This window comes from Amycolatopsis arida (genome assembly GCF_900115565.1).
In the GTDB taxonomy this organism is placed as follows: Bacteria; Actinomycetota; Actinomycetes; order Mycobacteriales; family Pseudonocardiaceae; genus Yuhushiella; species Yuhushiella arida.
This window is the reverse complement of record NZ_FOWW01000008.1, coordinates 238,383-250,644: the sequence shown is the minus strand read 5'-3', so window position 1 is coordinate 250,644 and position 12,262 is coordinate 238,383. Positions and strand designations below refer to the sequence as shown.

General features: G+C 74.3%; 9 protein-coding genes. All 9 read left to right on the top strand.

What is annotated here, in order from left to right; genetic code table 11:
- Positions 1-63 precede the first annotated feature (63 nt).
- The 9 genes from aspS to mltG all read left to right on the top strand — a co-directional run bounded on the left by aspS (position 64) and on the right by mltG (position 12,256).
- Positions 64-1,833 (top strand): aspartate--tRNA ligase, encoded by a 1,770-nt coding sequence (gene aspS / locus BM051_RS22010; protein ID WP_092533642.1) that lies wholly within the window; start codon positions 64-66, stop codon positions 1,831-1,833.
- A 191-nt stretch (positions 1,834-2,024) separates the two neighbouring features.
- On the top strand, positions 2,025-3,212 hold the full coding sequence (locus BM051_RS22005; protein WP_092533639.1) for a phosphotransferase: 1,188 nt from the start codon (positions 2,025-2,027) through the stop codon (positions 3,210-3,212).
- A 247-nt stretch (positions 3,213-3,459) separates the two neighbouring features.
- On the top strand, positions 3,460-4,437 hold the full coding sequence (locus tag BM051_RS22000; protein ID WP_092533636.1) for an SGNH/GDSL hydrolase family protein: 978 nt from the start codon (positions 3,460-3,462) through the stop codon (positions 4,435-4,437).
- Between the two features lie 803 nt (positions 4,438-5,240).
- Positions 5,241-6,623 carry a replication-associated recombination protein A gene (locus tag BM051_RS21995; protein ID WP_092533633.1) on the top strand — a complete coding sequence of 461 codons (1,383 nt, stop codon included), beginning with the start codon at positions 5,241-5,243 and terminating at the stop codon, positions 6,621-6,623.
- 91 nt (positions 6,624-6,714) lie between these two features.
- Positions 6,715-7,116, top strand: a complete 402-nt coding sequence (locus tag BM051_RS21990) for a DUF948 domain-containing protein (RefSeq protein ID WP_092533630.1) — start codon at positions 6,715-6,717, stop codon at positions 7,114-7,116.
- Positions 7,113-7,415 (top strand): hypothetical protein, encoded by a 303-nt coding sequence (locus BM051_RS21985; protein WP_092533627.1) that lies wholly within the window; start codon positions 7,113-7,115, stop codon positions 7,413-7,415. Before BM051_RS21990 ends, BM051_RS21985 begins: the two co-directional genes overlap by 4 nt.
- A 109-nt stretch (positions 7,416-7,524) precedes the next feature.
- The gene (alaS, locus tag BM051_RS21980) at positions 7,525-10,185 is read left to right on the top strand and encodes an alanine--tRNA ligase (protein ID WP_092533624.1); all 2,661 of its coding nucleotides are present in this window, start codon (positions 7,525-7,527) and stop codon (positions 10,183-10,185) included.
- Complete coding sequence (ruvX, locus tag BM051_RS21975; RefSeq protein WP_092533621.1) at positions 10,182-10,664, top strand: Holliday junction resolvase RuvX; 483 nt, start codon at positions 10,182-10,184, stop codon at positions 10,662-10,664. The genes alaS and ruvX overlap by 4 nt, the downstream gene beginning before the upstream one ends.
- A complete protein-coding gene (gene mltG, locus BM051_RS21970; protein WP_092533618.1) occupies positions 10,661-12,256 on the top strand; it encodes an endolytic transglycosylase MltG in 1,596 nt (531 codons plus the stop codon). The genes ruvX and mltG overlap by 4 nt, the downstream gene beginning before the upstream one ends.
- Positions 12,257-12,262 lie beyond the last annotated feature (6 nt).

Genomic DNA, 12,262 nt, shown 5'->3' with positions numbered 1-12,262 from the left:
GGCCGCGATCGCCCCCTGTGCCCTGCCGTGGCCCCGAGTACCCGAACGAGGAGAGCGACCCCAGTGCTTCGCACCCACGACGCCGGCACGCTGCGTGCCGAGCACGCTGGCCAGACCGTCACCCTCGCCGGATGGGTGGCGCGGCGGCGCGATCACGGCGGGGTCATCTTCATCGATCTTCGGGACGCCAGCGGGGTCGCGCAGGTGGTGTTCCGCGAGGGCGAGATGGCCGAGCGCGCCCACCACCTGCGCGGCGAGTTCTGCGTCCGGGTCACCGGGGAGGTCGCGGTGCGCCCGGGGGGCAACGAGAACCCGGAGCTGCCCACCGGCGCGATCGAGGTGCTCGCCACCGGGCTCGAGGTGCTCGCCGAGTCCGCGGCGTTGCCCTTCCCGATCGACGACCGGGTCGACGTCGGCGAGGAGGTCCGGCTCAAGTACCGCTACCTGGACCTGCGCCGCAGCGGCCCGGCCGCCGCCATGCGGCTGCGCAGCGAGGTCAACCGGGTGGCCCGGCAGGTGCTGCACGAGCAGGGCTTCGTGGAGGTGGAGACGCCGACCATGACCCGCTCCACGCCGGAGGGTGCGCGGGACTTCCTGGTCCCGGCCCGGCTGCGGCCGGGATGCTGGTACGCGCTGCCGCAGTCGCCGCAGCTGTTCAAGCAGCTACTGATGGTCGGCGGGCTGGAGCGGTACTTCCAGATCGCCCGCTGCTACCGGGACGAGGACTTCCGGGCCGACCGGCAGCCGGAGTTCACTCAGCTGGACATCGAGATGAGCTTCGTCGACCAGGACGACGTCATCGCGCTGGGCGAGGACGTGGTGTCCGCGTTGTGGCGGCTGGTCGGCCACGAGATCACCCGGCCGATCCGGCGGATCAGCTACGCCGAGGCGATGGCCCGGTACGGCACCGACAAGCCGGACCTGCGGTTCGACCTGGAGATCACCGAGCTCACCGAGTTCTTCGCCGACACCCCGTTCCGGGTGTTCCAGGCGCCCTACGTCGGCGCGGTCGTGATGGCCGGTGGCGCCGACCAGCCCCGCCGGCAGCTTGACGCGTGGCAGGACTGGGCCAAGCAGCGCGGCGCCAAGGGCCTGGCGTACGTGCTGGTCAACGCCGACGGCAGCCTCGGCGGCCCGGTCGCGAAGAACCTCGCCGAGCACGAGCGGGCCGGCCTCGCCGAGGCGGTGGGCGCGAAGCCGGGCGACTGCGTGTTCTTCGCCGCCGACAAGCCGGCGGCGGCCCGCGCGCTGCTCGGCGCCGCGCGGTTGGAGATCGGCCACCGGCTCGGGCTCATCGACGAGGGCGCCTGGTCGTTCGTCTGGGTGGTGGACTTCCCGATGTTCGAGCCCGCGGACGAGACCGACGACGTCGCGGTGGGCTCTGGCACGTGGACGGCGCTGCACCACGCGTTCACCTCGCCCACCCCGGAGTGGATCGACAAGTTCGAGACCGACCCGGCCAATGCCCTGGCCTACGCCTACGACCTGGTCTGCAACGGCAACGAGATCGGCGGCGGCTCCATCCGTATCCACCGGGCCGACGTGCAGCGGCGGGTGTTCGAGGTGATGGGTCTGTCCGCGGAGGAGGCCCAGGAGAAGTTCGGCTTCCTGCTCGACGCCTTCCAGTTCGGCCCGCCGCCGCACGGCGGCATCGCGTTCGGCTGGGACCGCATCGTCATGTTGCTGGCCGGCGCGGACTCGTTGCGCGACGTGATCGCGTTCCCGAAGACCGGCGGCGGGTACGACCCGCTCACCGGGGCACCCGCACCGATCACGGCCGAGCAGCGCCGGGAGGCCGGCGTCGACGCCAAGCCGGCGCCCCGCGGTTCGTGACCCCGCCCGCCTGATCACCGCCCGCACAGGCGACCGGCTCCTCCGGTCACCCGGACGGCGGCCAACGAGTCTCCCGCATCACACGTCCTTGTTCGCGGATGCCGGATTTCCCGGTATCACGGACATCTCCGAGCAAACGTCACCGAGATCGCGGTGTGCCGCGTGCTCGCCGACTAGTAGGGTCTGTACCGATGTCAGTGGAAACCTCCTCTGCCGACGATTCGACCGTCGGAGCGGGAGCAGAGCTACTCCGGATCGAGGCCGCGCTGGCCGCCGCGGAGGCGGTGCTGGCGCACCGGTTCGGCAGCGCGATCACCCTGGTCGACCCGGAGGACCTCGCCGGCAGCGGGCCGGCCACGGTCGTCCGGGCCAGGGTCGCCTCGTCGCCGTTCGACCTGCCGCGGACGCTGGTGATCAAGCACTACCCGGGCTCGCCGATCTCCGGTGACCGAGACCCGTTCGCCCGGGAGGCGGTCAGCTACCAGCTGTTCACCGCGCTGCCCGCCGAGGAACGGATGTGCCCCGAGTTGCTGGCGCACGGCGGCGACCGCCGGGTACTGGTGATCGATGACCTGGGGCGGGCGCCGACACTGCGCGACAAGCTCTACGCCGGCGACGCCAGGGCGGCCGAGACCGCGCTGCTGTCGTGGTCGCGGTCGCTGGGCAACCTGCACGCCAGCACCGCGGGCCGGGAGGCTGACTTCAACGCCCTGCTCCGCCGGCTCGGCGGCCGGCCCGGCCCGGACAGTGCGCCGTGGCTCGCGGTGAGCACCGAGGTGCCGGCCATGCTGGAGACCACGCTCGGCGTGCCGACGTCCGCCCCGGTCCGGGCCGCCGCGGAACGGGCCGCCGAGCACGCCCGGTCGGCGTGCTACCGGGCGTTCAGCCCGGTGGATCTGTGGCCGGACAACAACCTGGTCACCCCGGACGGGGTCCGGTTCCTCGACTTCGAGCGCGGCCGGGTGCGCAACGCGCTGGTGGACGCCGCGCACCTGCGGGTGCCGTTCGTGTCCAGCCCCGACGCGCTGGCCCTGCCGCCGGGGATGAGCGAGGCGATGATCGCCGCGTGGCGGGCCGAGGTGTCCGGCATCTGGCCGGCGCTGGCCGACGACGAGGCCCTCACCGGGTACCTGCTGGACACCCAGCTGCTGCTGGTCTGGACCGCGACGTGGGACCTGCTGCCCAAGGTGCCCGCCGACGCGGCGGCCGGCCCGACCAGCCGCCCGGCCGCGCTGGTCGACTGGTGGCGCGGCCTGGCCCGGCACGCGGCCCAGTCCGGTGCCGGCGCGCTGGTTGAGCACGCCGAGCGAGTCGCGGCGGCGTTGGACGCCCGGTTCGGCCCTGGCCTGGAGCTCGCGCTCTACCCGGCGTTCCGCTGACGGCCGGTTCGGTCTCGAGTCCGGTACGGGCCCGGCGGAGCTGGCCGCACCGGTCGGTGGAGGGCCGTGCCGCGGAGTCCGCCGTGCCCGGGCCCGGCGATGCTCCGCCATCCTTCGCTGCCGAGCACCGACGCCGGAGCACCAACGCCGGAGCACCAACGCCGGAGCACCGAGGGTTCGCCGAGCCGTCCGCGCTCCGTAACTGGCGGCTCATCGCCGGTGAGTCCGGGTCCGCCAGGGTCGAGCCGTGACCGTGGTACACGACGACGTCACCCCGTTCCTCGACCCCCCGACCGACCCCCCGACCGACCCTCCGACCACGCTCCGCCGGGCCCGCCGGCTGGCGGTGCTCGGCGACTCCACCGCCGTCGGGCTCGGCGACCCGTTGCCCGGTGGCGGCTGGCGCGGCGTGGGCCCCCTGGTGGCCGGCGCCATCGGAGTCCCCCCGGCGGGCTACCTGAACTGCGCCTTCACCGGGGCCCGGATGCGCTGCGTACGTGAGACCCAGCTGCCCGCCGCGCTGGCCCACCGGCCGGACGTGGCGCTGGTGGTCGCCGGGATGAACGACACGCTGCGCTCGGACTTCGACCCCGCCGCCGTCGCCGCCGACCTGGACGAGGTGGTCACCCGGCTGCTCACCGCCGGCGCGGTGGTGGTGCCGGTGCGCTACCACGACCACGGCAGGGTGTTCCGCCTGCCCGGCCCGCTGCACCGGGCGCTGCGCGCGCGGATCGACGCGCTCAACGGTGCCGTCGACGCGGTGGCGGCGCGCCGGGGTGTGCCGTGCCTGGACGTGGTCGCGGTGCCCGGCGCCTACGACCTGGGCGCGTGGAGCGTCGACCGGTTGCACCCGTCCGAGTTGGGGCACCGGCTGCTGGCGCGGGGGTTCACCGGGCTGCTGGCGGAGGCCGGGTTCGCGGTACCGGCGCCGGTCGGGCTGGAGCTGTCCGGCGGGGCGCCCGGCGGTGCGCTCGACCACGTGGCGTGGCTGGTGGCCAAGGGCGTCCCGTGGCTGTGGCGGCGCGGCCGTGACCTGGTGCCCTACGCGGCGGGGATCCTGCTCCGCTCCGCGCTGGACGTGGGGGCCACCCGGCCGCGGCCCCGGCGCGTGCCCTCCGTGGAGAACGCCTCGGGCGCGATGCCGGGCGAGGGCGGATCGCCGACGACGCCGACGACGCCGACGACGCTGACGACGCTGACGACGCTGACGACGCCGACGACGTAGCCCACCGGCTCGACCAGACTCGGGGCTGGGAGGCTCACAGTGGACGCGGTGGCGACGGCGGCTGCGCGCGGCCGGACGGTGGACCGGACGGCTCCATGGGGCGCCCGCGGCGGGCGCCCCGGCGGCGGCAGCACACCGTGGATGCCGGAGCGCGCGCGGCCGCTGAGCAGGTGGACGGCTGGGAGCGGCATCGCCTGTTGGCGGGAGACGGCGCCCGCTGGTGGCGCTGTGTCGGTCCACCGCCCGTGTGTCGCCCAACCAGCCGGTGAGGCCGTCGGGTGCGGCCACGGCCTGTCGAACGCGGGTCCACGTCGCCGTGACCCCTCGTGGGAGAGCCCCCGTGCGGCGCGATCCGCGGTACCAGAACGCTGCGCCAGAGCCGCCGTGCGGCCGCGGCGTTCCATACCCCAGAAGAGGGATCGTGGGCACGAGGCACCCGTTGGCGCGGCGTGGACCCCCGCAGTTGTCCACAGCTTCCCGAAACGCCCTTCCCGTGCGCCGACCAGCGGTAAGATGGATCCGGGGCCCGGCCCCCAAGGGCAAGGGTGGGGGGCGCGCTGGGGCCGCGGCACGAATTCGGCTACGCGGATGAGTCGGGCTCGGGCTGTCGTAGATGGGTCGGGCGAGGTGGTCCGCCCCCTCCGGGTTCCTCGGGAGCGGTACGGGCCCGCGCTCACCGGGTGCGCACGGCTCCCCACGCGCCCCAGTCTTCCGCGACGTGGTCTCGGGCTCCACGGGACTCCGCAGGACGGAGCCGGCCCGCTGTCGCCCGGGTGTCACCGGGTGCGGCTACCGTCGACGGTGTGGCGCAAGACGAGCTGTTCACGGTGAACTCGGACCTGACCCGGCCGCCCGAACCACCGGCGGGGCCCGGTCCCGGTCCCCGGGAACCCTCTCGGGTGGACCCGCACGCGCCGCTGGCCGTGCGGATGCGCCCCCGCTCCCTGGACGAGGTCGTCGGCCAGCGGCACCTGCTCGGCCCCGGCGCGCCGCTGCGCCGGCTGGTCGAGGGCGCCGCGCCGGCGTCGGTGCTGCTCTACGGACCGCCCGGCACCGGCAAGACCACCTTGGCCAACCTGGTCTCCACCGCCACCGGCCGCCGGTTCGTCGCACTGTCCGCGCTGTCGGCCGGGGTGAAGGAGGTGCGCGGCGTCATCGAGGAGGCCCGCCGCCGCCGCGCCTACCAGGCCGAGGACACGGTCCTGTTCATCGACGAGGTGCACCGCTTCTCCAGAACCCAGCAGGACGCCCTGCTCGGCGCGGTGGAGGACCGCACGGTCCTGCTCGTCGCCGCCACCACGGAGAACCCGTCGTTCTCCGTGGTGTCCCCGCTGTTGTCCCGGTCGCTGGTGCTGCAGCTGCACCCGCTCACCGACGACGACGTCCGTGGCCTCGTTCGTCGCGCCGCCGCCGACGAGCGCGGCCTCGCCGGCCGGTTCATTCTGGCCGAGGACGCCGAGGACCACGTGGTGCGGCTGGCCGGCGGCGACGCCCGCCGCGCGCTCACCGCGCTGGAGGCCGCCGCCGACGCCGCCGCGGCGAAGGGCGGCGACACCATCGACCTCACCACCGTAGAGTCCACAGTGGACAAGGCGGCGGTGCGCTACGACCGCGACGGCGACCAGCACTACGACGTCATCAGCGCGTTCATCAAGTCGATCCGCGGCTCCGATGTCGACGCCGCGCTGCACTACCTCGCCAGGATGATCGAGGCGGGGGAGGACCCGCGGTTCCTCGCCCGCCGGCTGGTCGTGCACGCCAGCGAGGACATCGGCATGGCCGACCCCACCGCGCTGCAGGCGGCGGTCACGGCCGCGCACGCCGTGCAGTTCATCGGCATGCCCGAGGGCCGGCTCGCGCTGGCCCAGGCCACCGTCCACCTGGCCACCGCCCCCAAGTCGAACGCGGTCATCGCCGGCATCGACGCGGCGCTGGCCGACGTGCGCGCCGGCCGTATCGGCACCGTGCCACCGCACCTGCGGGACGGCCACTACGCCGGCGCGGCCCGGCTGGGCAACGCACAGGGCTACCGGTACCCGCACGACGTGCCGGAGGGCGTGCTCGCCCAGCAGTACCCGCCGGACGAGCTCGTCGGCCGCGACTACTACCACCCCACGCAGCGGGGCGCCGAGCGCACCCTCGCCGAGCGGGTGCCGCGGCTGCGCCGCACCCTGCGCGACGGGTGACGGTGGGCCGCCCGTCCGTGGCCGGCGGCACGCGGTAGCCTGACCGGCGATTCGACCAACGTCACCGTCGTCGAACTCTCGAGGAGGGCACGTGTCGGCAGGGCAGATCGCCGCGCTGATCGCCGCAGGCGCGTTCGTGCTGCTGGTGCTGTTGCTGGCGATCCCGCTGATCAAGCTCGGCCGGACGCTGGACGAGGCGACCATCGCCATCCGCAGGGCGCACGAGAACACCGACCCGCTGCTGCACGGCGCCAACGACACCATCACGCACGTCAACACCCAGCTGCAGCGGGTGGACGGCATCACCGCCAACGCGCAGGCGGTCACCGGCAACGTCTCCGCGCTCTCCTCGGTGTTCACCGCCACCCTCGGCGGCCCGCTGGTGAAGACCGCGGCCCTGTCCTACGGGATCACCAAGGCCATCCGCGCCCGGCGCAGGGCCAGGACGATCGAGGCCGGCCGGCACGCCCGGCGGAAGGGGGCGCGGCGATGAGGCGCCTGTTCTGGCTCGGCGTCGGTGTCGCCGCCGGGGTCACCCTGTCGCGCAAGGCCGGCCAGGCCGCTCGTCAGGCGACGCCGGCGGGGTTAGCCTCGAACCTGGGCGACGCCGTCCGCGAGCTCGCGGGCGCCGTCGGAGCCTTCGGCGCGGACATCCGCGCCGGGATGTCCGAACGAGAGCGGGAGCTGAACGAGATGGTGGAGCAGCGCGCCGGGCTGCCGGCCCGGCCCGGCGCCGGCAGGCACGCGGCGCCGGCGCCCCGTGCCCGGCGAGCTAGCCGGGCGGAGGGCTGACGCGCGCCGCCACCGCCGGCCGGCTCGCGGGTCCCCTCCGCCGCCGCAGCCACCCCTCGACCCCGGCTCGTCGCCGCGCGCCGAGCCGCAGAGCCGCAAGGACATTGCAGTGGAGACACACGAGATCGCCAGCCGGTTCCTCACGCACTTCGAGCGGAACGGGCACACGAAGGTGCCCAGCGCCTCGCTCATCCTCGAGGACCCGAACCTGCTGTTCGTCAACGCGGGCATGGTGCAGTTCAAGCCCTACTTCCTGGGTGAGGTGCCGCCGCCGTACCCGCGGGCGACCAGCGTGCAGAAGTGCGTTCGCACCGGCGACATCGACGAGGTCGGCAAGACCACCCGGCACAACACGTTCTTCCAGATGGCCGGCAACTTCTCGTTCGGCGACTACTTCAAGGAGGGCGCGATCGAGCTCGCCTGGGAGCTCATCACCTCCTCCCAGGACGAGGGCGGCTACGGCTTCGACCCGGACCGGTTGTGGGCCACCGTCTACGAGGACGACGCCGAGGCGGCGGCGCTGTGGCGGAAGGTCACCGGCATTCCGTCCGAGCGGATCCAGTACCGCGGCGCCGAGGACAACTACTGGGACATGGGCGTGCCCGGCCCCGGAGGGCCGTGCTCGGAGATCTACTACGACCGCGGCCCGGAGTACGGCCGCGAGGGCGGCCCCGCGGTGGACGAGGACCGCTACCTGGAGATCTGGAACCTCGTGTTCATGCAGGACGTGCGGGGCGAGGGCAGTCCCAAGCAGGGCCACCCGGTGCTCGGTGAGCTGCCGAAGAAGAACATCGACACCGGGATGGGCATCGAGCGGGTCGCCTACCTGCTGCAGGGCGTGGAGAACGTCTACGAGACCGATCTCGTCCGCCCGGTGATCGCGAAGGCCGAGGAGTTCTCCGGCCGCCGGTACGGCGCCGACCACGCCGACGACGTCCGCTTCCGGGTCATCGCCGACCACGCTCGGTCCGGCGTCATGTTGATCGGGGACGGCGTCACCCCCGGCAACGAGGCCCGCGGCTACGTGCTCCGTCGCCTGCTCCGCCGCATCGTTCGCTCGGTGCGGCTGCTCGGCGTGCACGAGCCCGTGCTGCCCGAGTTCGCCGCCGTGGTGCGTGACGCGATGGGCCCGTCCTACCCGGAGCTGGTCCGCGACTTCGATCGGATCGCCGAGGTCATGCGGATCGAGGAGGAGGCGTTCCTGGCCACCCTCACCGCGGGCTCGCGGATCTTCGACCTCGCCGCGGCCGAGACCAGGCGCTCCGGCGGCGAGATCCTCGCCGGGGACAAGGCGTTCCAGCTGCACGACACCTACGGGTTCCCGATCGACCTGACCCTGGAGATGGCCGCCGAGCAGGGCCTCGCGGTGGACGAGGAGGGCTTCCGCACCCTCATGGCCGAGCAGCGGCGGCGGGCCAAGGCCGACGCGGCGACTCGCAAGAGCGGCCACGGCGACCTCTCGGTGTACCGCCGGCTGCTCGACGAGCACGGCGAGACCCGCTTCCTCGGCTACACCGACCTGCAGGCCACCGCGAAGGTCGTCGGGATGCTGGTGGACGGCCGGCCGGTGCGCAGCGTCGCCGAGGGCGGCACCGCCGAGGTGATCCTCGACCGGACCCCGTTTTACGCCGAGGGCGGTGGGCAGATCGCCGACACCGGGGTGCTGGTCGGCTCCGGCGTGGAGCTGAAGGTGCTGGACGTGCAGCGGGCCGTGCCCGGGCTGTTCGTGCACCGGGTCGAGGTGGTCGCCGGCGAGCTCGGCCTGGACACCGAGGTGACCGGCGCGGTCGACGGCGAGCGGCGCGCCTCGATCGCCCGCTCGCACTCGGCCACCCACCTCGTGCACGCGGCCGTGCGCGGCGCCTACGGCAACCGCGCGGCGCAGGCCGGCTCGCTGAACTCGCCGGGCCGGATGCGGTTCGACTTCACCGCACCCGGTGGGGTGGGCACGGACGTGCTCACCGAGGTCGAGGAGGAGGTCAACGACTACCTGCGCACCGACGTGCCGGTGCAGGCCTACGTCACCAGCAAGGACAAGGCGCTGGAGCTGGGCGCGGTCGCGCTGTTCGGTGAGAAGTACGGCAACGAGGTGCGGGTGGTCGACATGGGCGACTACTCGCGGGAGCTGTGCGGTGGCACCCACGTCGAGCGGATCGGCCAGCTCGGCCTGGTGAAGCTGGTCAACGACGCCTCCATCGGCTCCGGGGTGCACCGCGTCGAGGCGCTGGTCGGCGACGACGCGCTGCGCCACGTGCGCAAGGAGCACCTGCTGGTGTCCCAGCTGGCCGGCACCCTGAAGGTGCCCGCCGACCAGGTGCCGGCCCGGATCGAGGAGCTGATCACCCGGCTGCGCAACGCGGAGAAGGAGATCGAGCAGCTGCGGGTCCGGCAGGTGCTCGGCTCGGCCGGCACGCTCGCCGGCAAGGCGACCGACGTCGCGGGCGTCGCGCTGGTCGCCGAGCGGGTCGCCGACGGCGTGGACGCCGGCGCGCTGCGGGCGCTGGCCGGCGAGGTGCGCAACCGGCTCGGGTCGCGGCCGGGGGTCGTCGCGTTGTTCACCACCGGCGAGGGCAAGGTCAGCTTCGTCGTCGCCACCACGGCCGCCGCGCGGGACAGGGGCTTCGCCGCGGGCAAGCTGGTGCCCGCCTTCGCCGAGGCCGTCGGCGGCCGTGGCGGCGGCAAGCCGGACATGGCGCAGGGCGGCGGCGGCGAGCCGGCCGGGGTCGACCGGGCGATCACGCTGCTGCGGGACGCGGTGGCGCGCGGGTGAGCTCGCCGCGCCCCGATCGGCCGGGTGTGACGGACCCCGGCCCGGGCCGCCGGCTCGGCGTGGACGTCGGGTCGGTCCGGGTCGGGGTGGCGCTGAGTGATCCCGCACCGTTCCTCGCCAGCCCGCTCGTTACCCTGTCCCGTGATGCGGACACCGACACCGACGTCGACCAGCTCGCCCGTCTCGTCGCCGAGCACGAGGTGGTGGAGGTGATCGTGGGGCTGCCGAGGACACTGGCCGACCGGCACGGCGCGGCCGCCGAGATCGCGGTGGACTACGCCGACCGGCTCGCCAGGCGGATCGCGCCGGTGCCCGTCCGGCTGGCCGACGAGCGGCTCAGCACGGTCAGCGCGGCGCGGATGCTGTCCCAGCGCGGCGTGAAGGGTCGCCGGCAGCGGGCCGTCGTGGACCAGGCCGCGGCGGTGGAGATCCTGCAGGGTTGGCTCGACGCTCGCGGTACGGCGGGGGAGGGCGCATGAACGGCCGGCACGGTGGTCCGCGACACGGTGGTCCCGACGGCTCCGACGGCCCGGGTGGGCGTCGCCGCCGGCCGGGCCCGCCGCAGCGGCCGGTGCCCGCGCCGGAGCAGCCGCCCGGCCCCGCTCCCGCGCGGCCACCGCGGCGACCGATGCCGGGCGCGGGGCCGGGCGGCTACCAGCGTCAGCAGGGCGACCTCCTGGGCGGCCCCGGTCAGCCGCCCGCGCCGCGGCCCATGCCCCGCCGGCCCCGGCCCCCGGTGGGCCCGCCACCGGACGAGCGGCCGACCGAGGTGTTGCACCTCGACCACGACCGGTTCGCCGAGCCGCGGCACCCGGACGCGCCCGACGACTACGTCGACGAGCACGAGGGCGACCTCTTCGACGACGACGAGGACCGTCCCGGCGACCGCGACGAGCTCGACGACCTCGCCGATCTCGACGACGAGGACGTCGCGGAGGAGCGGCCGCGGCGCCGGGGCCGGCGGGTGCTCGGCTGGGTCGCCGCGGTCGGGGTGATCGTGCTGCTGGCCGGCGCGGCGTGGTTCGGCGCGCGGGAGCTGCTGGGCTTCGGTTACGCGGACTACGAGGGCGCGGGCGAGCGCGACGTGTTGGTGCGGGTCGAGGAAGGTGACACCACCAACGCCATCGCGGAGAAGCTGCGCGCGGCCGACGTCGTGGCGAGCGCGAAGGCGTTCGTCGAGGCCAGCGAGGACGACAGCAGGGTGCGGGCCATCCAGCCCGGCTACTACATGCTCAAGACGAGGATGTCCGGCGCGAACGCGGCGGACCGCATGGTGACCCCGGGGTCCCGGGTCGGCCGGCTGGAGATCCGCGGCGGCACCCAGCTCGACGACATCACCCAACCGGACGGCAGCGTCACCCCCGGCGTGCTGAGCCTCATCTCGACCGCGTCGTGCGCCGACCTCAACGGCACCAGCACGTGTGTGCCGCCGGAGGAGCTGCGCGCGGCCGCGGAGAGCGCCGACCTCACCGCGCTCGGCGTACCCGAGTGGGCCGCCCAGCCGGCGGCGGAGGCGGAGGGCGCCCGCGCCATCGAGGGGCTGGTCGTGCCGGGCGTGTACGACGTGCGGCCCGGCTCCACCGCGCCGGAGCTGCTGACCGGTGTGCTGACCGAATCGGCGCAGCGGCTGCGGGCCACCGGGCTGCCGGACCGGGCCGAGGGGACCGGGAAGACGCCCTACGAGATCCTGGTCATCGCGTCGATCATCGAGCGGGAGGCGGTCAAGCAGGACTTCGCCAAGGTGTCCAGGGTGATCCACAACCGGCTCGCCGAGGGCATGCGGCTCGAGATGGACTCCACCATCAACTACGCGCTCGACCGGCCGACCGTGCGGACCAGCGCGGAGGACCGGGCGCGGGCCGGGGCGTACAACACCTACCAGAACACCGGCCTGCCACCGACGCCGATCGCCGCGCCGAGCAAGGAGGCCGTGACCGCGGCGCTGGATCCGGCGGAGGGTGAGTGGCTGTTCTTCGTGAAGTGCGAGAAGAACGGCCTGTCCTGCTTCGCGGTGACCAACGAGGAGCACAACCAGAACCGGCGGGAAGCGCAGGCCCGGGGTGCCTACTGACCCGAG

Coding starts and splice junctions, on each gene's coding strand:
- mltG (WP_092533618.1), top strand. CDS start 10,661: ATGAACGGCCGGCACGGTGGTCCGCGACACGGTGGTCCCGACGGCTCC.
- BM051_RS21985 (WP_092533627.1), top strand. CDS start 7,113: ATGAGGCGCCTGTTCTGGCTCGGCGTCGGTGTCGCCGCCGGGGTCACC.
- BM051_RS22005 (WP_092533639.1), top strand. CDS start 2,025: ATGTCAGTGGAAACCTCCTCTGCCGACGATTCGACCGTCGGAGCGGGA.